The organism is Undibacterium sp. 14-3-2 (assembly GCF_016595265.1).
Taxonomy (GTDB): Bacteria; Pseudomonadota; Gammaproteobacteria; order Burkholderiales; family Burkholderiaceae_D; genus Undibacterium; species Undibacterium aquatile.
Genome location: NZ_JAENGS010000004.1, coordinates 295,535 through 320,077, shown reverse-complemented (window position 1 = coordinate 320,077; position 24,543 = coordinate 295,535). Strand labels below are relative to the sequence as shown.

General features: G+C 48.6%; 19 protein-coding genes. 8 read left to right on the top strand and 11 right to left on the bottom strand.

Translation table 11 applies throughout. The features are described 5' to 3' along the window. Positions 1 to 99: 99 nt before the first annotated feature. From Undi14_RS11435 to Undi14_RS11425, 3 genes are all read right to left on the bottom strand, one after another. On the bottom strand, positions 100 to 948 hold the full coding sequence (locus Undi14_RS11435) for an alpha/beta fold hydrolase (protein ID WP_200180312.1): 849 nt from the start codon (positions 946 to 948) through the stop codon (positions 100 to 102). A gap of 82 nt (positions 949 to 1,030) precedes the next feature. Next, the gene (locus Undi14_RS11430) at positions 1,031 to 2,005 is read right to left on the bottom strand and encodes a PHB depolymerase family esterase (RefSeq protein ID WP_200180309.1); all 975 of its coding nucleotides are present in this window, start codon (positions 2,003 to 2,005) and stop codon (positions 1,031 to 1,033) included. A gap of 37 nt (positions 2,006 to 2,042) precedes the next feature. Further along, positions 2,043 to 2,735 carry an energy transducer TonB gene (locus Undi14_RS11425; protein WP_200180307.1) on the bottom strand — a complete coding sequence of 231 codons (693 nt, stop codon included), beginning with the start codon at positions 2,733 to 2,735 and terminating at the stop codon, positions 2,043 to 2,045. A gap of 244 nt (positions 2,736 to 2,979) precedes the next feature. Here Undi14_RS11425 and Undi14_RS11420 point away from each other — a divergent pair, with 244 nt between their 5' ends. Beyond that, the gene (locus Undi14_RS11420; RefSeq protein ID WP_200180305.1) at positions 2,980 to 3,696 is read left to right on the top strand and encodes a TonB family protein; all 717 of its coding nucleotides are present in this window, start codon (positions 2,980 to 2,982) and stop codon (positions 3,694 to 3,696) included. 156 nt (positions 3,697 to 3,852) lie between these two features. Here Undi14_RS11420 and Undi14_RS18255 read toward each other — a convergent pair whose 3' ends face one another. Then, positions 3,853 to 5,820 carry a DUF4157 domain-containing protein gene (locus tag Undi14_RS18255; RefSeq protein ID WP_234030547.1) on the bottom strand — a complete coding sequence of 656 codons (1,968 nt, stop codon included), beginning with the start codon at positions 5,818 to 5,820 and terminating at the stop codon, positions 3,853 to 3,855. Positions 5,821 to 6,055: 235 nt separating this feature from the next. On the opposite strand from Undi14_RS18255, the gene Undi14_RS18250 reads away from it, so the two are divergent. Next, the gene (locus tag Undi14_RS18250) at positions 6,056 to 7,600 is read left to right on the top strand and encodes a DUF4157 domain-containing protein (protein WP_234030546.1); all 1,545 of its coding nucleotides are present in this window, start codon (positions 6,056 to 6,058) and stop codon (positions 7,598 to 7,600) included. Positions 7,601 to 7,705: 105 nt separating this feature from the next. Here Undi14_RS18250 and Undi14_RS11405 read toward each other — a convergent pair whose 3' ends face one another. After that, a complete protein-coding gene (locus tag Undi14_RS11405) occupies positions 7,706 to 8,641 on the bottom strand; it encodes a phytanoyl-CoA dioxygenase family protein (RefSeq protein ID WP_200180288.1) in 936 nt (311 codons plus the stop codon). A gap of 335 nt (positions 8,642 to 8,976) precedes the next feature. Between Undi14_RS11405 and Undi14_RS11400 the strand changes: the two genes are divergently transcribed. From Undi14_RS11400 to Undi14_RS11390, 3 genes are all read left to right on the top strand, one after another. After that, entirely contained in the window at positions 8,977 to 10,158 is a 1,182-nt protein-coding gene (locus tag Undi14_RS11400) for a GGDEF domain-containing protein (RefSeq protein ID WP_200180284.1), read from the top strand. A gap of 138 nt (positions 10,159 to 10,296) precedes the next feature. Continuing rightward, positions 10,297 to 10,938, top strand: a complete 642-nt coding sequence (locus tag Undi14_RS11395) for a hypothetical protein (protein WP_200180282.1) — start codon at positions 10,297 to 10,299, stop codon at positions 10,936 to 10,938. Positions 10,939 to 11,302: 364 nt separating this feature from the next. Beyond that, a complete protein-coding gene (locus Undi14_RS11390) occupies positions 11,303 to 11,767 on the top strand; it encodes a cache domain-containing protein (protein WP_234030545.1) in 465 nt (154 codons plus the stop codon). Positions 11,768 to 11,906: 139 nt separating this feature from the next. On the opposite strand, the gene Undi14_RS11385 is transcribed toward Undi14_RS11390, so the two are convergent. Then, a complete protein-coding gene (locus tag Undi14_RS11385) occupies positions 11,907 to 12,341 on the bottom strand; it encodes a hypothetical protein (protein ID WP_200180281.1) in 435 nt (144 codons plus the stop codon). A gap of 193 nt (positions 12,342 to 12,534) precedes the next feature. Between Undi14_RS11385 and Undi14_RS11380 the strand changes: the two genes are divergently transcribed. Beyond that, positions 12,535 to 14,733, top strand: a complete 2,199-nt coding sequence (locus Undi14_RS11380; RefSeq protein ID WP_200180280.1) for an OsmC domain/YcaO domain-containing protein — start codon at positions 12,535 to 12,537, stop codon at positions 14,731 to 14,733. Between the two features lie 320 nt (positions 14,734 to 15,053). Here Undi14_RS11380 and Undi14_RS11375 read toward each other — a convergent pair whose 3' ends face one another. From Undi14_RS11375 to Undi14_RS18525, 3 genes are all read right to left on the bottom strand, one after another. Further along, positions 15,054 to 17,687, bottom strand: coding sequence for a DUF4157 domain-containing protein (locus Undi14_RS11375; protein WP_200180279.1), 2,634 nt, complete (start codon positions 17,685 to 17,687; stop codon positions 15,054 to 15,056). Positions 17,688 to 18,109: 422 nt separating this feature from the next. Continuing rightward, positions 18,110 to 19,723 carry a hypothetical protein gene (locus Undi14_RS11370; protein WP_200180278.1) on the bottom strand — a complete coding sequence of 538 codons (1,614 nt, stop codon included), beginning with the start codon at positions 19,721 to 19,723 and terminating at the stop codon, positions 18,110 to 18,112. Positions 19,724 to 19,981: 258 nt separating this feature from the next. Then, the gene (locus Undi14_RS18525) at positions 19,982 to 20,110 is read right to left on the bottom strand and encodes a hypothetical protein (protein WP_370589942.1); all 129 of its coding nucleotides are present in this window, start codon (positions 20,108 to 20,110) and stop codon (positions 19,982 to 19,984) included. Between Undi14_RS18525 and Undi14_RS11360 the strand changes: the two genes are divergently transcribed. Next, on the top strand, positions 20,099 to 20,260 hold the full coding sequence (locus Undi14_RS11360; protein ID WP_200180277.1) for a hypothetical protein: 162 nt from the start codon (positions 20,099 to 20,101) through the stop codon (positions 20,258 to 20,260). The two genes, Undi14_RS18525 and Undi14_RS11360, sit on opposite strands and share 12 nt — an antisense overlap. A gap of 94 nt (positions 20,261 to 20,354) precedes the next feature. Here the strand turns inward: Undi14_RS11360 and Undi14_RS18245 are convergent, their stop codons facing one another. Both Undi14_RS18245 and Undi14_RS11350 read right to left on the bottom strand, forming a co-directional pair. Continuing rightward, positions 20,355 to 21,752, bottom strand: coding sequence for a DUF4157 domain-containing protein (locus tag Undi14_RS18245; protein ID WP_234030544.1), 1,398 nt, complete (start codon positions 21,750 to 21,752; stop codon positions 20,355 to 20,357). 404 nt (positions 21,753 to 22,156) lie between these two features. After that, on the bottom strand, positions 22,157 to 23,242 hold the full coding sequence (locus tag Undi14_RS11350; protein WP_200180276.1) for a GGDEF domain-containing protein: 1,086 nt from the start codon (positions 23,240 to 23,242) through the stop codon (positions 22,157 to 22,159). A 308-nt stretch (positions 23,243 to 23,550) separates the two neighbouring features. Between Undi14_RS11350 and Undi14_RS11345 the strand changes: the two genes are divergently transcribed. Next, positions 23,551 to 24,498 (top strand): M23 family metallopeptidase, encoded by a 948-nt coding sequence (locus Undi14_RS11345; protein WP_200180274.1) that lies wholly within the window; start codon positions 23,551 to 23,553, stop codon positions 24,496 to 24,498. The last annotated feature ends 45 nt before the right edge of the window (positions 24,499 to 24,543 follow it).

Below are 24,543 nucleotides of genomic sequence, written 5' to 3'. Positions count from 1 at the left end.
GATTTCGCTGATGCCGTGTTGGCTTGACGCTGATGTCAGTTTGAGTTGATCACCGCCGCAGACTATGTGAATACCTGACGGCGGTGCGTGCTAGTCAGATCAAAACTGACCGTTTAAGAAATCACGATACGCTTTCAGTGTTTCCGGCTTACTTAATGCGTTCATATGACCGGCATTGGCAACTTCTTCATAACGCTTATTGCTGCGCGGAATACTGGCAAATAATTCGCGCGCGGTGGCTGCCGGGGTCTGTACATCGTTGACACCGTTAATGATCAGCACCGGGCCAGCGTAGTTACGCAAGGCGGCGCGATTATCGACGGCAGTCAACTCTTCATCAAGATTGATTTTGACGAAAGGTTTTGCAAACCACGGTACCATATTGTCGGAATAGGCGAGAGCAGTTGTGCCTGTACCTTCCATTACCAATGCGTCGATGGCGCGTTTGCTCGCCAGTCTTGCTGCGACAAAGCTGCCAAAAGAATGACCGTGTACGACCATTCGGCCAGGTACCATTTTGCGGGCATAGTCATACAGCGCGAGCGCATCGCTCTCTAACTCGATCAGACTATGCTGCTTGCCGTTTGAATCGCTGCGACCAAAACCACGATAATCAAAGCTGATCACATTGGCGTTCAGTTCGGTAAACGCTTTTGCAAAACTCGTCCCGTTGGCATCCACGCGGACACCGCTGCCCATGAAGTACAGCACCGTAAAATCAGCGCCAGGTTTGCGGATGTAAACGCCACGGCTGATCGCACCATCGGCGTGCTTGTATTCGAGATTCTCAACCTGATACGCAGGCGCAACGCTGGGCAACAAGCTGATTTTCCCGGGGTCTTTCGGCACGAATTGCTGTGCAGTGTAATTGACCGTCGTGCAGGCGCTGAGCGACAGCACCGATGCAAGTAACAGCAAGCGCGGTGTGGTGAGGCTATATTTATTCATGCGATCTTTCATCAGTGAGTACATCTGTAGGGGAGAGTTGTGTTTGCGTCGTTAGCAACAAAGTGAGTCTGGTGAAATGAATTTATTTATTTTTGCCGGATGCTGTTTCAGGTCGGCTGTTGCCGCGAGCATCTTTGCAGCGTTTGTCTTTGAAAAATGCCCATGCTTCTTCTGCAATATCGATATCTGTATTTTGTGCGCCGACCAGTCTGCTCAGAAACCACGGATAAAACTGACTCCGGCTGGGTTCCGCATGGCCACCGCCATTGATTCTGAGTAAAACGACTTGAAGCTGTTCTGGATTGTCGCCCCAGGTGATTCGTGTGCATGAGGTCGGATTGTTGGCTGCGGATTTCGGAATATCAACGCTCTTTCCGGTTGCTGGCAGGTTCGCCAGCGTGCGCCAGATATCGACGGTGTCGTTGATGCTTTTCATCGGGCTTAGCAGCGGTGTGTAAAAATATTTGCCACCGCTATAAGGTACCAGTGGATCGCGGGTGCTGGCGACGATCAGAGCGGATATTGGTGTCACGGGAGCCGCGCACACGCTTTGCTGCGGCATATTAGCCAGGACGCTGGCAAACGCCGCCAACATCGATCCCAACTCCGTCGCCAAACGGTATGCCATCATGCCGCCTTTGGATACGCCAATCACATATACGCGCTGCGGATCAGCCTGATGCGTTTGTATCATGTGCTCTATGAGTCCACGAATCATGCCCGTATCATCGGTCTCTGGCTTATTTCTGACATGAGCAAAGCTGTCATTCCAGCCTTTTTTACTGCCGTCTGGTGCGACAACCAGTAATTGTTCGCGTTCAGCAATTTCTAACCAGACGGATAAGGGGGAGACCGGAAAAGCCAGCCCCATTACTTGTGCCGCAGAAGCCCCCGCTCCATGCAGAATAATCACCAGCGGACGCAAGTTCGCATTTTGTTTCCGCGGTGTCGCCATCAGATAATGACGCGGACCGTCGGCAGTGAAAATCGCGTGAGCGGTGATCACTGCTTGCCCGGGACGTTGCCGCATTTGCAGCGATTTGTTTTCGTTTGACATACTTCACTATATCCGGTGGTGGTGTTCTTAATTCGCCTCAGAATTCCGAATAATCGCGATGTATCTTGGACTTCACATCAGCGATCAGGCGTATGGAAATCGCAGATTCCAGCGTCTTTTTTTCGTCCTGTGCTGGTAAGAACTGACAGCTCTTGAGCAGACGGATTGCCTCCATATCCGAAGCGGTACCGCTGCTCCATTCCAGAGTCATTTTTTTGACCACTCCTTTTTTATCCAGATAAACACCGATCACGATGCCGCGTTCTTTTTCTTCGTCAGAGGCAATATGCACCGCATCTGAGGTCGCACAACTGGCGGCGATCAATTGCGGCTGCTGGTAATCAATGCCACTGATACGCCATTTGAATGTGCCTTTCAGAGGCGTTTTTTCCATATCAGGCTGATCCAATACCTTGCAGTTCTGTACGGCTTGCAGCACAGCGTCATCCAGTATGCGCCAGCCGCTGCTACGGGCGATTTCTGCAGAGATGACTTTGCCATCGGCATCGGCAATAGCGGAAATCGTGGTGTCGCCTTGCAACTCATAGCGCAGCGCATATTTGGGATAGTTGATTGGGGCGCAACGAAGAAACAGCAGCGGGTAAGACTGGCTGTCAGGGGCGTTGTCTGCCTGCGAAGCACTGATCGGGTTTTCCTGCGCAGGTGGCATAGCGAAAGACAGGCTTGCGCATGTCAGCAGCAGACTAAAAAGCAGCGCGATTGTTTTCATATCAGTACAGACCTGTCAGAAAAGTGAATGGGGGAAATATGTGCCGTCTTGGTTGTGATGCGCATCAAGCGCTACGATTGTATTCAATATTTATTTAAATTGCTTGATTGAAAGATATTAGTCTAATTACAATCTTGCGACACGATTTGTGTTTTTAATTCCGCACATTTGGTTCACACCGCGACAGCAACGACGCTGTACAGATGTTGCGCCATACATCTACTTCTTTTTGAAAAGGTATCGCATGCGTCAATTTTTCGGAGCAGTTTTGTTGTGGATGCTGTTGCAAACTCTGATGTCGCCTGCCGCGATAGCCAGAGATGCGGTATCGGCAGAACCGTCCGTTGTGTCGGCATCAGGCGCAGCGTCTGCGACCAACGTCAACGCAGATTCTGTGACGCCGAAAATCAATGATATGAAAATTGATATTGCCACTGCGTGCGCGATTCCCACGTATCCCGAAGCTGCCCTTCGCTATGGTATGCAAGGTGACACTGTGCTGAAGCTGATGATCGATGAGAGTGGCAAAATCAAGGCGTTTCAGTTAGTCCGCAGTAGTGGCTGGAAAATGCTTGATCTGACAGTGATGAACGCGATTATTGGCTGCCAGATATTACCCGAAGGTCGCTGGGTGCCGAGTGAAACTTATACCGCCTATCGGTGGAAGTTTGATCAGGGCTATACCAGCCCGGCAGTGCTGGAAGCGAAGACTTGCAAATCCTCTGACAAATTGCGCATCGCCGATGACAGAGATAATAAAAATAAAGATGCGGGTATCGTCGTCGGCATTTATACGTCGGAAACAGGAAAAGTGCTGGATGCCAAAGTGCAGTGGAGCAGCGATGATGAACAACTCGATCAGGAAAGCCTGCGCCTGGCCAGATCATGTGAATTCATGCCCGCCGAACGCAGCGGCAAACGCATTCGTAACGCCGGTTCACTGCGCTTCGTTGCGAAGTAGTGCAATTCAGGTGACGCATTTTGAAGATGAGTACGTCACCGCAACCCTTAATGAAAATGCGGCTGCTGGCGTGAAAATGTGCCGGTGTTCAGATACCGTAGATGATAAATTTACGATGTATTTAGAGCAATTTTATTTGACATAACTTAACCAAGTTTACCATCCCCTTCCAGGAGGAGCATGTACTGTAGCATTATGTGCTCTGTAGTTTGCGCCAACTCCTCCCGCCCCCGTTGCCCAGTTATCTAGGTCCGTTAGAAATCCTCCCCAGGTCGCATTACCCGCGACTAATGCGAACAGTTCGCCATGTGCACCTGGTGAGCCTGGTCCACCGTGAGGTATCGCTACACCAGGAGTAGCGGTAGTTGCAAAGTTTGTTGCACCCGTCGGAGTTCGGAGACCTTGATAAGCTGCATAAGCAAGTCCGCCTCCATTAAACCAATTAGCTTGCATGTGCGCTGCCATGGAAACCGGAGCCCATTCGTGGAAACCGGCAGGACGCCTTAGCTTACCAGCAATACTGTTGTGGTGACCACCGCCCCAGTCAAGTCCAGCAAAGTTGCCGGGAGTTCTATTTTGCATAAATAAATTGAATCTAGCATCTGAGTTTGGCGCTCCGGCAAGTAGGCCGACGAGTGGGGGATCTGTTGCTGCAAAGTGTGCTGGGGTGTTCCAGATAGCCGCGCGTTGAATCAATTGTGTTGAGGAAAGTGTCTTCTCATTCAATGATGAATTTATTTTGCTTCTGGAAGTGAGTTTTTGAAATGACTTTGGTTGAATAAGTATTCTTTTAATTCCACGTCTAAAGCGGTTAGACGCGAATTTCTTTTTTCCTATTCCCGCAAGCCCGTGATTTCTTTTTATTTTTGACTTCTTGCTGTTCGCTCGGTTTATCGCTTTTCTGATATCTTTTTCCGAAACTTCATTTAAAAAATTTAAGGCAGGTTCACGCTTGTGCAGCAGGACATGATCAACGTATTCTCCAAATGTCACATTGAATTTTGAGTATATTGCTCCCCAATTTCCCCTTTCTTCGGGGATATTTTCTAGGTGTTGATCTTCTGCAAAATCACTTTGACGTTGTGCTACGTATTGAATGGCGGAGTTACTTTTTTTATTTTTGTCAGAAAGAACGGCGTCTTTTAAGTTTCGCGTTGTTGCACCAAGTGATGCGGCCTTCGCCCCCATCACATCCGCTTCTGTCTCCAGCCCGACATCATCATTGACCGGTACGCCATCTTTCATCTGCATCGTTGGCTTCACGCGTCCCTGTGCTTGCTGCACGACATGCCAGGCTTCATGCGGCAAGTGTTGTTCTTGTCCCGGCGCGACGTGAATATCGCTGCCTTGTGCGTAAGCGAGTGCGTTGAGTTGGGCTGGTTGGGATGAGTTGTAATGCACCTTCACATGATCCATGCTCATGCCGGAAAGAGATTCGATACCGGATTTGAGTTGATTCGGCAGACCAGTATTATTGGGCCTGGCGGCGACTTGTTCTTGTCTTTGTACAGTATCGAATTTTCCTTGCAGCAGTTCTTCGTCATCGATTCTTTGCGCGGTCATCAGCTTATTTTGCAGCGGCTCATCTTCTTCCACTCGCTGTGCGATGTTGAATTTGCCTTGCAGTGGTTCATCCTCTTCCACGCGTTGCACAGGCGCGAATTTCCCCTGCAACAGTTCTTCGTCTTCGGCTCTTTGCGCGGTCATCAGCTTATTTTGCAGGGGCTCGTCTTCTTCCACCCGCTGTGCGGTGTTGAACTTGCCTTGCAGAGGTTCTTCTTCCTCTACCCGTTGTATGGCGTCGAACTTCGCTTGCAACGCTTCTTCGTCTTCGACTCTTTGCAGTGCAGCGGCGCTCGCTGTTGCTTTCATTGCCTTGAGTTGGTTAGCGTGTTCACTTGCCGCCGCCATGCGCCGCAAGGCTAGTAATTGAGTAGTTTGCGGACTATCGGCTGCTGTTTCTCGCAGGCGACGTTGTATAGCCGTTTGTGGCCGTGAGTCAGTAAAGTTACTTTGCTTTTCGCTGGCAGATCTCGCAGAGTTTTGCCTGAGTTGGCGAGGGGTATTCCTTGCTTCGGAGTGTGAATTGGCTGTCGCTTGCTGCAATGGCGCTGCTGAACTCATGATCGACCTCGCGTAGTGGAAATGCTATGAGGAAAATGGTGATATTAGCGAAAAAGGTAGCTTAAATGTAAATATTTTGGAACTTTTAGCGAAATACGCATACATTGACTGGAACGGCATAAGCTGTCGTGCTTGTCATGGAATCCCGGATCGCCATGCAGACCGGTGAGTCAGTGGTGATTTGTAAATTTGAAAATACGGTAAGCAATCAACTCATGTTGAAACGAAAGGATTCATGATGCATTTACGTTCATCAATACCTGCAGAGCAAACAGCAGACCGCAAACAGACGAAAGCGACACAACTCAGAAATGACAACGTGCCTCAGATGCGGGATGGACGACCAAAGCAAATGGCACTGCAACGTTTGCAAGAAAAGGCGAACTCCAGTCAAGCCGCTGCACAACTGAAAGCGATGCAGGAAAAAATGGCGACGCAAAGGCACGCTAAGTCCATCACGCTTCAAGGCAAGTTCGATACAGTGCAATGTGTTGAGGAAGATGAGTTGCTGCAAAAAAAACCGGTAACGACACAAAGAGTTGAAGACGAAGAACTGTTGCAAGGAAAATTTGATGCCGTTCAGCGGCAAGAACACGTCAGCGCAAAGCCAAATCATACCGGCCTGCCGAATCAACTTAAATCTGGTATCGAATCCTTGTCGGTTATGAGCATGGATCATGTGAAGGTGCATTACAACTCATCCCAACCCGCCCAACTCAACGCACTCGCTTACGCGCAAGGCAGCGATATTCACGTCGCACCGGGGCAGGAACAGCACTTGCCGCATGAAGCCTGGCATGTCGTTCAGCAAGCACAGGGGCGCGTGAAGCCAACGATGCAGATGAAAGATGGCGTACCGGTCAATGATGATGCTGGGCTGGAGACGGAAGCGGATGTGATGGGGGCGAAGGCATTACAGGCTAAGGCGATACAGTTAAAAGAAATTGATGCGGTCGGTGATTACAACAAACTTGGATTACATGTTACGGGAGATACCTTTTCCGTCGTTGATCAGGTAAGCAAATTAGACGCAAAGCTGCACGGTGGGAATGAAGAGCCAGAAGTGGTCGAGAACAAAGCGCAGGCATTAACTGCGATTGCACAGGTGGCAGGGAACACCATGAAAGAAGTAAGAGATGTCGTAGCAAAAAATGGTGGTTATACCGTGGCAGCTAAAGATATGAACAAGCCTGACATAAAGACGATAGATCCATTCACCCATGGGCATGTTCAGGAGTACGGTGACAATAACTATGTTTGCCTCATGTATCAACACTCTGCGGGCTTAGACGGCTACGTCAATGGCGTTGAAGAAGGGGTTGTGAATAGTCCTGGTCAATATGGGCGAACTTTTGTTGAGGCGATGTCGTATCGCAAAGGCGAAAAGGCAGAGTTGGGGACAGAAAAAGCGAACAAAATGAAGAGCTATAAAAGTCAGCATGACCAGTCACAGCCAGATAAAAGCCTCCTGACGGTGGTAGAGGAGGGCGGAGAGCACAAGTCGGATGCGATTACCAAGTTGGCCGGCGAAGGTGCGAGATTTTTATGGGTAAGGAACAATATAGGGACAATTAAAGACTCAACGAAATTTGAAATTGATGAGAATGAAACGCACAGATTTTCTATCACCTTCAGAAATTTATGGTGTACATGGAAAGATTGGTTTAAAGGCGCCTACAATATTTCCGAAGAGTCGCAAAAAGCAACTTTGCTCGGCAAGGTCAGAACGAATACGTTGTCCCTGAAAGGAACCTCCAGAATTGATAGCGTAGCAAAGTAATTGCGCAAGAGAGCCCGATAAAGTCTTTTTAATTTTAGGCTGGGCATGTGCCGTAAGCCCCATCCAAAGAACAAACGCAAAACAAAAATCACAAGTTGCTCAACCTCACATCCACACGCTGTGTTCCACATGATTTGTCGGAATATAAGTCAGATACTGCACCATGCGCGGGGTCTGACCGTGATTCGGAGTTGCGCAGTGGGGCAGGGCTTGATGCCAGATGATAAAGTCACCTGCATTGCCCGGTACGGCGCGCGTTGTCAGTGTTTCTGCCGCAATGTGCCGGATGTTGTCTTCGGGCTTGAATTGCTTGAGCCAGTCGGCGATCTGGCGATGGAAACCGGGGACGCAATGAAAGGCACCATCGCTGTCGGCGCAGTCAGTTAAATACAGTAATCCCTGATAGCGTTCCGGTATCGGTTGCGCGATACTGACATCCCAGTGAAGGGCACTGCCGCGAAAAGAAAAATGGGTCGTTTCCGGTGGGTTGAAACTGACGTGATCGATCGTCTTGTAAATTGCCTCACTACCGTAGAGCTGCACATAGGCAGCGCGAATACGTCTTGATGCGCGGTTGCTGTTCAATTGCGGATGATTGTATAAGGGCAGCATCAGGCCGTGCCGTATGCATTGTGGCTGATACCAGCTTGACGGGTCTTGCAGCGTCGCTCCTGTATATTGCCAGATGGCGTCGCAACTGGCAGCACATGCCGCGGCGTCTATAACTTTGGGTAAAATCAGGTAACCGTTTTCCTGCCAGAACGCGATTTGTTCAGACGAAAGACGATAGTTGTCATCATCGGTCTCCGGCTCGTGCTCAGCTACCACATACTGTGCGCTGGTACTCGCGATCCAGTCTTGAAATTCTTCCAGAGTTGGACGTTTTTGTAGCAAAAATCTGAGTGCGGCAGGGTGCGCAATTTGATTGGCATACAAGGCTTGTATCTGTTGTTCCCATTCCATCGATGCGCGTGCACCGGCTTGATAAGCCGGGTCGCAATGACGCTGCCATAGTGTTTTTAAAACAGGCCAGTCTTGCATGGATTTCCTCTATCGTGATTTTTTTGCTGTTTTAACGTAGCTTTTGTATGTCATGGACACTGCAGAACGTAGTGTAAATCGCTATGAATGACCGCGCAAAAAAAGCTGATGGTTCAGCAGCTCAATCAGTAGTTCAATCAATATTTCATTCAGCAGCTTATTTCAGGAGAGTTACGAAATGATCAATCTGGTGCTCATGCATCCAAACTGATGGTATCGGTGCTTAATCACACCATCTTCCATTTTCAAGAAAATTGCATTGAGGAAATTTCGGATTGTAATCCACTATAATTGCACGCACGAAAACCAGAGCCTGTTTCCATTATAAAAGCACGATGAAGCCACTTGATATCTACACCTTAGTCTTCATGAATGCATTTATTTGTATCGGCATGAGCGTCATCATGTTTTCGGTGCATCGCACTTTTAAGTCAGAAGTGCAGGGCGTGGGGCATTGGGCATGGGCACAGTTAATGACTTTGCTGGCGTTGCCGATACTCGCGACGCAAGGAATACTGAGTGAATACGTTGCGATTCCCGGATTTAATGGCGCGATGTTGTGGGGGCAGGGCATGACTCTGATCGGCACCCAATTGTTTTACGGGCAGAAGCCGAGCTGGCGTTTGTTTTTGTTTATCTGGGGTCTTACCATCGCTGGTTTGATGTGGTGGCTGGTAGTGAATCCTGATTTCAGCATACGCGTGGCGATTTATTCACTGACCACTTTTGTGATGTATTGTGCGCTGATCCGCTTGGTCTGGCGTCATGGCGAGAAACATTTCAGCAGTTATTTTTTCATGGTGCTGTTATTAGTGCACGCTGGCCTGAATTTGTTGCGCGGCGGCGTTGCACTGACGTCGGATGAAACGAGTGTGAATCTGGCGAAGGGCAGTAATCTGGCAACAACCTATCTCGCAACATCGACAATACTGGTGCAGTTGTTAAGCGTCGTTTTTCTGGTGATGGCATCGCGTCGCTTAAAGGCTGTGCTTGAGCAGCGTGCGGTTGAAGATCCTCTGACTGGTGTGCTCAATCGCCGCGGTTGTGGCGCTTACTATGAACGACTGCAATTGCATGCCCGTCAGGCTGATTTTCCGCTGGCGCTGCTGGCGATAGATCTGGATCACTTTAAATGTGTCAATGATCTGCATGGTCATGCAGTAGGGGATCAGGTGCTTGTATTCGTAGCGGGAAAAATCCGTCAGTTGTTACGTGAATGTGATCAGATCGCACGTTTCGGCGGTGAAGAGTTTGTTGTGGTGTTGCCAGGAACAACATTGGCCGAAGCGCGATTGGTCGCCGCCAGGATTCAGGCATCGCTGAAAAATGCGCAAACGGATTTACCGCTCTGTACTCTCAGCGTTGGCATTGCCAGTAATACCAGCGCAGATGACGATTTTGATCATTTGCTGCAGCGAGCCGATGCTGCTTTATATCGTGCAAAGAATAACGGGCGTGACAGTATCGAAACAGATCTTGCAACACAGTCAGGCAGTGAGACACCTGTCGGGCAATAAACCCAGAATGTGCTGTTGCATCTGACCTTATCAGAGGTGGGGCAGGGACGAAAACGCAAAGCAAAAGTTCAGGGAAGATATGCCTGAAATAGCCATCACTTTTTGCGTCATACCGAAACAAAAGCAGAAAGGAAAAGAATGTTTTTACGTGGATTACTGATGTGTCTGGCGTTTTCCTCAAGCGCCAGTGCGCATGTTGTCATGGATGCGCTAAAAGTTGCGGATCAGAGTAAAGTCAGCACATGGCATTATCGTGTGACATCCCATGAAAATGATAAGCTCAAAAGCGTAGCTGTGTTTGATCCGTCCAAAGAGAAAAAGCAGCAATGGTTGTTGGAATCATTTGAAGGAAGAGCGTCCACAGAAAAAGAAACCAAAAAATTTCTCGAAAAAATGGAAAGTGCCGAGCAGGAAATGCTGAGCGCACAGGTCGATGAGAAATCCTTGCAGGCGATAGACGCTGGCAATAATCCCAGACGCTGGCGTTTTCACATGCGTAAAGACGCTGATTTACGAGGCGTGCCTCCTGACAAAATTGCAGGCATTATTACACTCAACGAAAAGGGCGATTTGCAAAGAGTGGAATACAGTAATACTGAAGCCTTCCGCGTCAAGATCATCCTCAAAATGAACCGAATTGTTGCCGTCACTGAATATGAAAAACAAGTAAACGGGGATAATCTGGTGAAGTCCGAAATGGTAGAAACCGATGTTTCGGTGATGGGAAAAGAAATCAGTCTTAAATTACGTACTGATTATCAAATTCTCCGCCATCAATAAGCGTCATCAATAAGCGGCGTTAATAGATGCCGTCTCCGGTGTATTACTTTGTTTCGCTGCGGTTGCTCATGCATGAGCAACCGCAAAACACAAACTTACAACCAGGCTTTCCGATCTCAGCTTGTCGTTGCGACATCGTTGTTTATATACATCGTGCTAAGACACATGTGCGGCAGCGTGGTGCAGGGCACGGGTTGCTGCTTACCGCTGTGTATGATTTTACTCAAACCGATTCAACAATTTCTTGCAATAAGAATTTTTTACTAACCCTATACTGGGCAGCAATCCGGCCTGTCATGATCGTACCCGTCACGACTCGACAGCAGCGGGAGCCAATATGTATATCAAAAATAGGGAGACTGACATGAAAAAAATCGGATCAATGATAATGGCATTTCTGATGACTGTTGCCGTATGCGGCGTGTCTTCAGCAGCAGAGGATCACGGCACGGCTGAACAGGCGACAGCAATGGTAAAAAAAGCGATTGCCCACTTTAAAGCCAATGGCAAAGACAAGGCGCTGGCAGATTTCAACGATCCTTCCAACAAACAATTCCATGACCGCGATCTGTATGTCATCGCGTTCGATATGGAAGGGACCATGCTCGCATCGGCGAATACCAAACTGGTCGGAAAACCGCTGATGGATTTTAAAGATGGCGACGGCAAACTGGTGACCAAAGAAATGCTGCAGGTCGCAAAAACGAAGGGCTCAGGCTGGGTCGAATATCGCTGGCCTAATCCCATCACTAAATTGCTGGATCAAAAAACGACGTACATAGAAAAAGTCGACAACTACCTGCTTGGTGTTGGTATTTACAAAAAATAATAAATCGGTGCTTCCTTTCTCCTCCCCGCAATGAGGGGAAAGGAGCTGCATCTCAGATTGCTGTTCTTTTGATTGTCATTAAAACAGTGAGAGTCCGGCAGAATGATGCTTGCTCCTGAGTTATCGGATGATGGCAGCATCAGTAACGGTAGCAATGTGCTTGCTGACTATCACTGCGCATAAACGGGACAGTCTGTAGTTGCGAGGTTTCACGCTGGCATTGCCTTATGACTTCGGTGTAAGCTTGGATCGTATTCTCAGCGACGCTTTTTTTGTGCGCATCCGCAATTGCTTTTGCGAGAGACGATTCTTTCATCTTTTTTTCTGGATTGAACCATCGATCATTTTCTCGTACCGCATCGATAATCAAGACATTTTTTATTTGACTCACCTGCGTAAGTAGCGGCGTCCTTGCCGTGATGCTTTCACTATCGTTCAACTGCGCCCGCATTGTCTCAACGTCCGCCGCTAACGCCGGTACTGTCAGGCAGTAACTGAGAATCAGGCTAAGAATTAACTTCATATTGTGAACTACCTGAACACAGGTTTTAAAGGGATTAATAGCGGTACGCATGCCGAACGAGTTGGCCTATTTTACTTGTGAATTTTTTAGCACTGGGAAACCTGTGTGTACATATCGTTTGCTTTAATACATCAGAGGTGCAAATCGATTGATGCGTACACGGTGCGTACACACCTAAAAGAACGGATAATGGCGCCTGATTTACTTTTAACGCGCTTTTGGCCGCTTTTTTGGAACACTCCTCATGGAAATTAAAGTCAACTTTCTCGATAAGCTTCGCCTTGAAGCCAAGTTCGATGATTTCACGGTGATCGCTGATCAGCCTATACGCTATAAGGGCGACGGCTCAGCGCCCGGGCCTTTCGATTACTTCCTGGCTTCATCGGCATTGTGCGCGGCGTACTTCGTGAAGTTGTATTGCAATACGCGCGATATTCCTACTGAGAATATCCGTCTGTCGCAAAACAATATTGTTGACCCGGAAAACCGTTACGCGCAAATCTTCAAAATTCAGGTTGAGTTACCCGCCGATATTTCTGATAAAGATCGCCTGGGTATTTTGCGCTCAATTGAACGTTGTACCGTCAAAAAAGTAGTACAGGAAGGCCCGCAATTTGTTATCGAAGAAGTCGAAAGTCTCGATGCCGATGCGCAAGCCTTGCTGACCCTGAATCCAGATGCGGACGCCGCGACCTATATCCTCGGCAAAGACTTGCCTTTGGAAAAAACCATCGCGAATATGTCTGGCTTACTCGCGGGTCTGGGCATCAAAATCGAAATCGCTTCGTGGCGCAACATCATTCCGAATGTGTGGTCGTTGCATATACGCGATGCGCATTCGCCGATGTGCTTTACCAATGGCAAAGGTGCGACCAAAGAAAGTGCTTTGGCGTCGGCGCTGGGCGAGTACATTGAGCGCCTGAGTAATAATCATTTTTACGCCGGTTCGTTCTGGGGCGAAGATATCGCCAATGCCGAGTTTGTGCATTACCCGAATGAAAAATGGTTCAAGCCGGGTAAAAAAGACGCGCTGCCAAAAGAAATTCTGGATGCGTACAGTCTGGCAATTTATAACCCCGATAAAGAGCTGCGTGGCTCGCATCTGATCGACACCAATTCGGGTAACGCAGAACGTGGTATTTGCTCATTACCATTCGTGCGCCAATCCGATGGCGCGACCGTTTATTTTCCGTCGAATCTGATCGAAAACCTGTTCGCCAGCAATGGCATGAGTGCGGGTAATACGCTGGTTGAAGCGCAGGTGCAATGTTTGTCTGAGATTTTTGAACGCGCGGTAAAACGTGAAATTCTCGAAGGCGAAATCGCCTTGCCAGACGTGCCACAAGAAGTGTTGGCAAAGTATCCCGGCATCCTGGCGGGCATACAAGGATTAGAAGAACAAGGCTTTCCGGTGCTGGTCAAAGATGCCTCGCTCGGCGGACAATATCCTGTGATGTGCGTGACGCTGATGAACCCGCGCACCGGCGGTGTGTTTGCTTCGTTTGGAGCGCATCCCAGCTTTGAAGTCGCGTTGGAACGTAGCCTGACAGAATTGTTGCAAGGTCGCAGTTTTGAAGGCCTGAATGATTTACCGCAACCCACCTTCGTCAGCCAGGCTGTGACGGAGCCGAATAACTTTGTTGAACATTTCATCGATTCCAGCGGCGTTGTGTCATGGCGCTTTTTCAGTGCCAAAGCCGACTACGAATTTGTGGAATGGGATTTCTCCGGTCATGGCGAAAACTCCAATGCCGACGAAGCTGCCACCTTATTCGGCATCCTCGCTGATATGGGCAAAGAATCCTACATGGCGGTGTACGACCAGCTAGGCGCGACGGCTTGCCGCATCCTGGTGCCCGGTTATTCAGAAGTGTATCCCGTCGAAGATCTGATCTGGGATAACACCAACAAAGCCCTATTGTTCCGCAACGATATTCTGAATTTACATCAGCTCGATGATGATGCGCTGGAAGACTTGCTGGATCGTTTAGATAACAACGAGCTCGACGATTACAGCGATATCGCCACCCTGATCGGCATTGAGTTTGATGAAAATACAGTGTCGGGACAACTCACCGTGCTGGAATTAAAACTGCTGATTCATCTCGCCTTAGCGCAACTTGAAGACGCGCAGGATTTGACGCAAGCCTTCCTGCAATACAACGACAACAGCGTTGAACGCGGCTTGTTTTATCAAGCGCTCAACGTAGTGCTGGAAGTCACACTGGACGATGAATTAGAGTTGAACGATTACGAAGCCAATTTCCGCCGCATGTTTGGCAACGAGCGTATGGATGCCGTCATCGGATCGGTTAATGGCAGCGTACGCTTCTTTGGTTTAACGCCGACGAGCATGAAACTGGAAGGGCTTGAGCGTCACCAGCGTTTGATTGACAGCTACAAGAAATTACACGTGGCGCGGGCGAAAAGTAACAGTAAGTAAACTGACGATGGTATATGCAGGGCGGGGGACTCGCCTTGCATCAAATTCACAGTAAAAAATATCTGCTACCTTTGATATTTGCAAATCAGCCACTTGGTTTGGTCGATTTGATAGAAGCCAAATAACAACCTGAGTTGATGATATGGTTAGTATCTGAAAAAGAAAGCCTCTAAAAGATCAATTGTGGTCCAAAAAATTGCAACAAAAAAGTCTTAATTGATTTTCTATACCGGAAATTATGTTGAAAGAAGAGTAGTTTTAGATGTATTAGGTCATACTTGTTCTTGTTGTGTTTTAAATTACTATCACATCGGGCTGCTTCAGTTCTTACTTTTGCGGACTTTTAGCTTTTTCTTTGCCGAATAATATTCAATATTTTGCTCAGAATCATCTCCACTTTCATCTGCATCGCTCACTCCACTGTAGGATCGTTCTTTTCTTTTATCTTTCTTTTGTGTTTTTAATGTTTCCGCGTTTTGACCAAGCGTTTTACTATCAATATCGATTTTTTGTGCGAGCGCCAGCAATGTCTCTAAGCTGCGCTCTTGTAACGTCAGGCTTGCCTTCAGATGTGTGACGTCAATGTCTGCCTGATCTTTTATCGCTTTGAGCTTCGGCGTCAAAACAATTTTGTCAAAGCCAGCTAGTTTTATCGTGAAATCGTCCAGTTCCGTCTTAACAATGCTTATCTGGGTCTTGAGGTTCATGAATGCAGCAGCGGCCTGCCACGCATCGTTTTCTCGACTTTGTACTAACTGAATAATTTGCTCCAAGCGATCGATATTACGATCCCCTAATTGCAAGCTTTCTTGCGCCAGCCCTTCGCGCGTCGCAGTGTCGAGTTGGTGGGAGTATAAATCGAGTGAGGTTTGGATTTCTTGTAATGTAGTATTGTTTTCCATTAAAGTAATCGATAGAGCTCCTCCCGCGGCAGTCTTGACGGCAATGCTGTTAATAAGGGCGTGCTCGTCGCCAGTAACACCTCCGCCTTTGTCCTTGCCCTTGACATTGACTGGTTTCGTGCGAACGCCAGGAGCTGGTGGATAGTATTGATTGGCTACAAATGTGAGCACGTTAGCACCGCCAATTTGCCGATGCGTTTTCTTGCGATTACCCGTTTGTTTTTTCGGTGCTGTAGCTGTCGACACTGTAAGTTGAAAGCGGTCTCCCTTGCTTACCAAAGTACCGAGAGTGAAGGTGCTGATGTCTTCTACAAAAATGCCGTCTTGTCCCGATCCGGCGACTTTCACGTCTTTATCGTCAATGTCGCCACCGCCGCGTAAGGTCGCCTCAGCATGCCAAGTGTTGGGCACCCGGCGCGGTATCCGTAAAATCCAGGGTTTGTTCAAATCGATGGCACTAATAACTTTTGCATCGACAAGATGTTGTTGATCGACTTCGAAGCTTTGATCTGCGTAACCTAGGCTAACCGTTACGTCAATTGTTGCAGTAGTGTCAGCTTCGCGCAGAGCCTTTTCAAACACGTCACGATAGCGAGGCGAATTGAAGAAAGTTACTTGAGGTGCAAGGTTGTCAGCTTCCATTGAACTATTCCCGGCAACTTGCCATGCGATCAAATGTCCACCAGCATATCCAACGTCATCGTTCCCAGTTGCAATCTTGTTTTCAAAACGCCCGAGGTGTCCAAATAAATCTGTCTTTTCCGTGCCGTCACGATCTGAACCAAAACGCTTTCCGGTCACTTCTGCCTTGATGCTACCGGGACGGTCAGCATTAAAGCAATTCGCCGTCATGGGGGTTTTGTTTGAAATTGTAAATCCCTCTTGTTTAATCACTCCCAGAGCCGTAGGCAAGTTGCGGACAGCAGTGACTTCGGTGATCTTCGTTACTGCTGGTGTATCCTGTCGGTTGACTATGTCAGTGGCTTCTTCAAACTCCGTCTCGGTTACACTGACCTTATCTATCGCTGAAAAATAGGTGAAAATCGGTGGTGACGCATGGTAGGCAATAGCAGGGCGAACTGGATCGGTAAAATCAAGTGCCAACTTGCTCAAACCGAATCCCTGTTTCACCTGCGGGAACATTGCTGTGATCGAACTTCCCTTCATGCCGTTGTTAATATGTGATTCCAGATAAGTACGCGCACCCTCTTTGCGTTCATCTGGCGTCATCCTTTCAAGTGTTGGAGCATCCGGTATTTTTCCAGATGTATTACCGGCTGGCAAAGCCATTACGTTGGTCTTTACGGGGGACGGGGTTTGTTCCAACACTCCAACATCAAGCGAAGTATCCATCTGTATTGCCCGCTTTTCCATCACATCAGCTTCCACCTCCAACCCCGCATCATCATTTACCGGCACACCAGTCTTCATCTGCATCGTCGGTTGCACTCGCCCCTGCGCTTGCTGCACGACGTGCCAGGCTTCGTGTGGCAAATGCTGCTCCTGTCCCGGACCCACATGAATCTCGCTACCCTGCGCATAGGCATGGGCGTTCAATTGCGCTGGTTGTGAAGAGTTATAGTGCACTTTCACATGATCCATGCTCATGCCGGAAAGCGATTCAATGCCTGATTTAAGATGGTCGGGCAGCCCGGTGTTATTTTGCTTAGGCTCGTCAGCTGCGTCTGCCGTGGCTTCACGCTGGAGGAGTTCTCCCGCCGATTTGACTTGCAGCGGCTCATCATCTTCTTCTTGCCGTTGCACGGCAGGCGCTTTCATCATTGCGCCCATGGTTTTGAGCTGCGTGGCACGCGTGCTGTTTTGTGCCATCTGCTGAAAGGCTTGGAGTTGGCGATTTTGTGGGCTGTTGTTGGCAGCGTTTTGCAGTTGGCGTTGTGTGGTGGCTTGCGGGCGCTGGTCTGTAAATTCACTTTGAATAGTAGTATCGCTTTGCTGACGTTGCGTTGCCAATTGACTGCTTGGTTGGTTACTGCGTTGCGCAGTTGGTGTTGCGTCAGTTTTCACGTGCTGCATCGGTGCTGCTGAACTCATGAATCGTCTCGTTTACAGGAAATGCCATCAGAAGAAGAGATCATTTTAATGGCAAAATCGACCGCTTTTCTTGATGACGTGAAAATTTAATAACGTCTGAAAATGCAAAGAAAGAAGACGACTGAAAGGTTCAGGCTACGTGATGAGTGAACAGGGCAAGTGAGATCACAAATCGCAGCATCCGGAAAAGATATCCCCAATAAAAATGAGCCTCGTGGCACGAAAACACGCCACAAGCCACATAGGTATTGTCCATTCTGTTATCGCAAATGTGCTCATAACAAAAATGCATGCACCAAATCCGTCAGTACGGAGCTGGCGATTCCGTCGAGCTTGTGTGTGGTGCAAGACACTGCAGTGAGGCAATTCTGATTTCGAATGCCGCCTGTACCACCCGAAGGCGGTAGGACGATTCTAAGGGATCAGAGATCTTCATTCATCGGTAGCGGATTCAATCCACCCATCGGCACAGCTTCCTTGGCGGCTTCTTGCTCGGGAGGTTGGGCGTTGTCGCCCTCGCTCTTGGCTGCATCGATAGGCGTCATCGCACGCAAGAAATTGTCCGGTATCGAGCCGGGGAAAGTGATTTCGTTTTCGTTTTTCCGGTAATTTGTGAAATTAAGCGTGCCGTTGCGCAAACCATCCCACACATCGATCCCGCCAGCCTCCAACATGGCAGTCAGCGGTGCCACATACACCAGTACTCGTCCGACTATCCCGGCGGTATTTTTGACGTCATCCTTCGCCAATTTTCCCATACCGTATTTGACCGCTTCTTTTGCATTTTTAGATGTTGAAATAAATGGAATAGATTTAAACGAAATATTTTGATATCCGCCTTTTGACCCTTTCCCCATTTCTTTCTCGAAAATTTTCTGGCTGTCGATATATCGTGACAAGGCCGCATTGTATTGGTTGCCATAGACATGGCCACCTTGGGTGAACGTATTTTTCAACCCCTCCAGTCGAGATGTCAAGGCGGTTTCCAAGGGCACATTGCCTTGGCCGTTGGCATGGATGATTTGCCCCGGAAGGCCTTCGCGACTTTGCTTGGCTTTCTTGCCCGGATCGGAGCTGTCAGTTCGGGTGAAGTCAGTGTTGGATTTCCAGCCTTCCATGGTTTCCATTACGATTTTGTTCGCCGCTTCCAATAGTTCCGGGGTAATTTTGCCGCCCTTTGCTGCCGTGGTGGCAAGTTCCCAAGAGGCGGTGGAATAACTACCTTCGGCTTTGACATCTTCGAAGGAGCGCGCATTTTCCTGATCCACCGTGTGACCACGCTTGGTGTTCCAGTCGGTGGTGAAATGCAGTCCTCGATACACTGCGACCGCACCCGGCGGCGCTTCGAACAATTCACCGAAAACGCGGAATAATTGACCCAAATCGGAGCTTAATTGTTGTTGTGCCAGCCGAATTGCCCGTGCGCGCTCGTCACCGTCCTCGATCGCGGACGCGTTTTGTAAGGCACCGTATTTTTTCCAAGCTAAATCCAGCAGACGATCCATGCCGTTTTTTAAAGCCACGTCCTTCACCTTCTTCGCGGCGGCCTGCCATTTGCGCAAACGAGTTACGACCGGCATCGGGTTGCTTGCAATCATGATCAAACGCATCCCGCCGACTGACTCCACCCACAACGTATGCTGCTCACCGCGAGCTTCGAATTGCTCTTCTTGTCGCTTGCCGATGCCATCGGCAAGATTGTCATCTTTTTTTTCAGGAGTGCTGTTAAGCGGCTCGTCTTCTTCCACCCGTTGCACCGCAGGCGGATTCATCATCGCGCTCATGGCTTTGAGCTGTGTGGAACGCGCGCTGTTTTGTGCCATCTGTTGAAAGGTGTTGAGCTGATGGCTTTGAGTGCTGTTGTTGGCCGCGTCTTGTAGCTGGCGTTGTGCGGTGGCTTGTTGGCGAAGGTCGGCAAATTCGCTTTGAACCGCACTCGAATTTCTTTGCTGGTGTTGCGTTGCCAATTGGCTGGTGCGTTGCGCAGGTTGTGCTACCTCAGTTTTCGCTTGCTGCATCGTTGCGGCTGAACTCATGACTCGCCTCGCGTGTGGGAAATGCCATCAGAGAAGAAGTAACTATACTAGCGATAAAACTTAAATAAATGCAAAGAATATTAAAAGGGTAAATATCGCATGATGCGATTGGCATAGAGCAGTTAGGAATTTGCGCGTTGAAACCGTAAAATCATCTGGCAAATAGCGCTGATTGATTTGCGTATGCTAGTGGAGTTTTTAGTAATTCGGAAGAAGTAAATCACTTTCTTTGTCGACCAAAATGGCTTTGTAGCGCCCTCAAAAAACACGTAAGACTCTGCTGTGCATGCGATTAAATTGTCGGGTACATACGCCATTGAGTTGCCACATCCCCGCCTGCAGATTCGCGTCCGGTGTTTTAATCAGAAGGTGATAATGATTGCCCATCAGGCAGTAAGCATGACAAAGCCAAAGAAATTCTTCTATGCGGCTTGTCAGAAAATTAAGAAACCACTACTTATCCTCATCATCAAGATAAATCGCACCCCGCGCATTACCGCCCAAGGTGAGGTGATAAATAGCTCCGGGGAAGCTTAAGCGTAATGGTTTGGAGTTGGGGAATGGTTTAGTTTAGAAATGTGTTATGTCAAGACTTGCCCCTTTTTCCTTTTGTTTGTGTTTTTTTGGGAAATTAAGGGACTACGATTTTGGTGCCACCACCTAACTCCACTTGCTCATTATCCACTAGCGTTTCAGAGCCTACTATTACGGTGCATTTAATTGATGGGTCTTCATAACAAATCTCATCTCCTGATTTATTTTTTGTAAGATCTATTGTTTGATCATAGGGAGTTATGACATCTGCTTCGTAGGACATGTTTTCAGGCGCTTTTCCACCGTTGTTCTTGAACTGATTGTGCACCTCGTTTTCAATTGTTTTATGGCGGCCGTTTAATCTAGGTGTCCCTGGTACCAAATTTCCATCCAGTGCATTTGCGGAACCACCCCAGTTTGCATTTACCACATGTAGACCTGTTGCATTGTTACCGTTACTTTGGTTTTTGAGCAGCCCCTTCCAACCATGGTTATGCACAGTATGCGAACCTATCGACTTTGGATCCATAATTTCACCCTTCTTCCAAGTGACTTTAGAACTAATGCTTTCGGTCCATTTTTCAGTACTTTTTGGGAGATTTACAGTTATTTCTGCCGGATTAGGGTCATAACTATATTTTTGTATTAGCACATTGCTCTCCCCCTTCGCTAGGTTAAGAGCTTTATTCTGTGCATTTACGTCTATTGAAGAACTATTTTTAGGCTCTTTTTGCTGGATGGGTTGCGATGGCGACGGGTTCAGTTCTAACATTCCAACATCCCCTTCCTTCCTCATCTGTACCGCCCCCAACCCTAAGGCTTTCGCTCCCATCAAATCCGCCTCGGCCTCCAACCCTGCATCATCATTCACCGGCACTCCGGCTTTCATCTGCATCGTCGGCTGCACGCGCCCCTGCGCCTGCTGCACCACATGCCAAGCCTCGTGCGGCAAATGGCGCTCTTGCCCTGGTGCGACATGAATCTTACTGCCTTGCGCATAGGCGTGGGCGTTCAATTGTGCTGGCTGTGAGGAGTTGTAGTGCACCTTGACATGATCCATGCTCATGCCGGACAGCGATTCGACACCGGATTTAAGATTGTCGGGCAGGCCAGTGTTATTTGGCTTAGGCGCTTCGGCTGCATCTGCTACGTCACGCTGGGCTGTTTCGGTTGCCGATTTAGCTTGGAGCGGTTCCTCTTCTTCCACCCGTTGCACAGCAGGCGCATTCATCATCGCGCTCATGGCTTTGAGCTGCGTGGAGCGCGCGCTGTTTTGTGCCATCTGTTGAAAGGTGTTGAGCTGATGGCTTTGCGGGCTGTTGTTGGCGGTGTCTTGTAGCTGGCGCTGTGCGGTGGCTTGCGGGCGAAGGTCAGACAATTCGCTTTGAGCAGCACTCGAATTTCTTTGCTGGTGTTGCGTTGCCAATTGGCTGCTGCGTTGCGCAGGTTGTGTTGCGTCGGTCTTCGCTTGCTGCATCGTTGCGGAAGAACTCATGACTCGCCTCGCGTAAGGGAAATGCCATCAGAAGGAGCGTCTATTCTAACGGCAAAGCGGATGGCCTTTTCTTATTTTGGTGAAAATTTAACAATGTCAAAAAATAAAGGCACAGATGGGAAGGTGCGGATTGAGCTATGAACTGGCGGACGAGGCGAGTCTATCCGTCGCAACACTCACAAAAGATACTACCCAATAAACATGCGCCCCGTGGCATGAAAACACGCCACAAGCCGCATACATATTAAGGGATGCTATGAGCAAATAATGAAAACGCTCAGCTTAATATTCTGAAATGCTGGTGATGCGTAGTGAATGGTGCCAGCGGCGGTAGGTGCGTACTACGCTGGGTTGCCGATGCGATGCGCGTGGGAAGCGGAAAGGAAGTGGGCAGTCGCACGCTTTCAGGCGGCTTGCGTAAAACAAGATACCCGGTTGCGGCCTTGCTGTTTGGCGTCGTACATCGCCTGATCGGCGCGGCGCTGAATGGCGGCGATATTTTGTTCGCAGCCTTCGCCGCTGGCGACGCCGATGCTGGCGGTGACTTTAATGCGTTGATGGCCGATCTGCGGCATCAGGTTTTCAATTTCGCTGCGCATATATTCAGCCAGTTTCACTGCACCGCTTAAATCGGTTTCCGGCAGAAAAACTGAAAACTCTTCACCACCGATACGGCCAACAGCATCACTTTGCCTGACTGATTTCTGCAGTTGTTTGGCGACAGCTTTCAGCGCGATGTCACCGGCTTCATGGCCATAGGTATCGTTAATTTTTTTGAAGTGATCAAGATCGACAAACAGCACCGCGAACGATTGCTGGTGGCGGTTTGCCAGGTGGATCAATTGATCGCACGTCGCATAATACGCGCCCGCGTTCAGCAAATCGGTCAGCGGGTCGTGGCTGGCGATATGACGCAACTGACGGTTAGACTCGCGCATGCGGATGAAGTACGACACCGAGCGCGCACCATAAACATGAAAAAAAGCCCCCAGATACATCAACGCTGCGAGCAAGGTTGCTATCGCATTTGTTGAATAAGGATGCGGCAAAAAAGCATTGCCCAATGCCAGACCAATGAGCGTGCCTATGGTAATCAACATACCCGCACGCTGACCGAGCAAAATATAAACACCCGGAATATTCGTAAAAAACCAGATCACCCGCATCTCATCTTCCGACACAAAATACAGCGCAGAAACATACTCCAGCAGGCATAAGCACTCGTACATCCAGGCCACCGCCATATAGCGTTGCGGTTGCCCGCGCAAGACCAGCCAGATCACCAGACTGATGAGCGTAAAACACGTCATCGAAACGACATGGATGGCATCGATATGATTTACCCCGCTGGCGACGCCCGCCAGCAACAGCGCGGTCACCCCCGCACCTGCCAGCAATAAAATGCATAAAAACCGGAATTGAAACGCCCGGTATTCCTCATTTTTAAGGAAATCAATATTGCCGTATAAAAGACGATTCAGTGCGAGCATTGACGTTGCGTGATCCGTATTTTGAAGGAGTAACCACTGTCAATGATACGCCTGACACAGACCAAACTGCGCAGATTTCTGCGCTTAGTGGGAGTGTTTGGCAACAGCATCTGGTTGCCATTTTCTGCCGAAATACCAGCGCTAAAAAACAGAGTGGCAAGTAGCAAAAAGGGTTGCGGAAGGAGTGCGTATGCTACGCTTGCGGTAAGACAGCGCGTGTTAATTCGGCAGTAAAAATTGGTCTGCGCTGAAAGCTGTTCACGGTGAATAAATACGTGCAGCAAGATAATTTTTAACGGAAATCCTTAATGGAAAAAGTTCGGAATTTGCACTTTCAATCAGCCTTGCTGTTGGTCGCCTGGCTGTGGTCTTCTTGCTGCTTTTCACAAACGACACTGGTGTCAGTAGAGAGTGTCAAAAAAGCGAATTCGACACTGGTTGTTGCGAATAACCGAAGTCGTATTCCTCTGACCTTAAGCTTGAATTTAGTTCGTTCCAGTAACATCGCCTCCGGCACAGGCTGGCCGATAGTGCGCTATATTGCACCCGGACAAACGCTGGAGTTAGTCGAAATTTCCGCATTCAATAAGCAGCAGAGATACGAGTTTTTTTATAAATTTAATTATGTGATTGGCTCGCCAGTTGCACAGCATGATCCGACTGCGAAATACAGATTGCCTTTTATTTCAGAGCAACCCGTCTTCGTCGGTCAGGCACCAGATGGCCCGATTTTTTCTCACAATGCAGTTTCAAATAAAAATGCCATCGATCTCGTCATGCCTATCGGTACGCCGATTGTTGCGGCCAGATCTGGTTATGTCATCGAAAACATCAAACAATTTGCAGATAATGGACTGGCGAAGCCTGAGTTTATGGACAAGGCAAACCTCGTGCGGATTCTTCATGACGATGGCACTTGGGCAGACTACGTGCACCTGAAACAATATTCGTCTCACGTCTTTCCGGGGCAAAGAATCGAGGCTGGCATGTTCATTGGGCTATCGGGGAATAGCGGATTTTCTACGGAGCCGCATTTGCATTTCCACTTACAGAAAAACGCAAACGGCATCATCGTCTCGCTGCCAATAGAATTCTGGCACCAAATCAAGGGCAAAATAACACCTCGCTATCACACTTGGCTTCCTTCTGAAAAAAATACTTCAACGACAACGATTCCGACAAAAAAATTAAAGGAATGTGTGAGAAAAGATTTGATCATTGACGACGCAGTGTTGAAATGTATGAAGCGAGCTTAATCTTGTGAGATAAGGCGACACACAATGATTTGGCGGTCAAAATTG

Bases quoted from the DNA above. Each gene is read 5' to 3' on its own strand.
- Undi14_RS11435 (WP_200180312.1), bottom strand. From the start codon at position 948: ATGAATAAATATAGCCTCACCACACCGCGCTTGCTGTTACTTGCATCG.
- Undi14_RS11430 (WP_200180309.1), bottom strand. From the start codon at position 2,005: ATGTCAAACGAAAACAAATCGCTGCAAATGCGGCAACGTCCCGGGCAA.
- Undi14_RS11425 (WP_200180307.1), bottom strand. From the start codon at position 2,735: ATGAAAACAATCGCGCTGCTTTTTAGTCTGCTGCTGACATGCGCAAGC.
- Undi14_RS11420 (WP_200180305.1), top strand. From the start codon at position 2,980: ATGCGTCAATTTTTCGGAGCAGTTTTGTTGTGGATGCTGTTGCAAACT.
- Undi14_RS18255 (WP_234030547.1), bottom strand. From the start codon at position 5,820: ATGAGTTCAGCAGCGCCATTGCAGCAAGCGACAGCCAATTCACACTCC.
- Undi14_RS18250 (WP_234030546.1), top strand. From the start codon at position 6,056: ATGATGCATTTACGTTCATCAATACCTGCAGAGCAAACAGCAGACCGC.
- Undi14_RS11405 (WP_200180288.1), bottom strand. From the start codon at position 8,641: ATGCAAGACTGGCCTGTTTTAAAAACACTATGGCAGCGTCATTGCGAC.
- Undi14_RS11400 (WP_200180284.1), top strand. From the start codon at position 8,977: ATGAAGCCACTTGATATCTACACCTTAGTCTTCATGAATGCATTTATT.
- Undi14_RS11395 (WP_200180282.1), top strand. From the start codon at position 10,297: ATGTTTTTACGTGGATTACTGATGTGTCTGGCGTTTTCCTCAAGCGCC.
- Undi14_RS11390 (WP_234030545.1), top strand. From the start codon at position 11,303: ATGAAAAAAATCGGATCAATGATAATGGCATTTCTGATGACTGTTGCC.
- Undi14_RS11385 (WP_200180281.1), bottom strand. From the start codon at position 12,341: ATGCGTACCGCTATTAATCCCTTTAAAACCTGTGTTCAGGTAGTTCAC.
- Undi14_RS11380 (WP_200180280.1), top strand. From the start codon at position 12,535: ATGGAAATTAAAGTCAACTTTCTCGATAAGCTTCGCCTTGAAGCCAAG.
- Undi14_RS11375 (WP_200180279.1), bottom strand. From the start codon at position 17,687: ATGAGTTCAGCAGCACCGATGCAGCACGTGAAAACTGACGCAACACCA.
- Undi14_RS11370 (WP_200180278.1), bottom strand. From the start codon at position 19,723: ATGAGTTCAGCCGCAACGATGCAGCAAGCGAAAACTGAGGTAGCACAA.
- Undi14_RS11360 (WP_200180277.1), top strand. From the start codon at position 20,099: ATGATTGCCCATCAGGCAGTAAGCATGACAAAGCCAAAGAAATTCTTC.
- Undi14_RS18525 (WP_370589942.1), bottom strand. From the start codon at position 20,110: ATGGGCAATCATTATCACCTTCTGATTAAAACACCGGACGCGAATCTG.
- Undi14_RS18245 (WP_234030544.1), bottom strand. From the start codon at position 21,752: ATGAGTTCTTCCGCAACGATGCAGCAAGCGAAGACCGACGCAACACAA.
- Undi14_RS11350 (WP_200180276.1), bottom strand. From the start codon at position 23,242: ATGCTCGCACTGAATCGTCTTTTATACGGCAATATTGATTTCCTTAAA.
- Undi14_RS11345 (WP_200180274.1), top strand. From the start codon at position 23,551: ATGGAAAAAGTTCGGAATTTGCACTTTCAATCAGCCTTGCTGTTGGTC.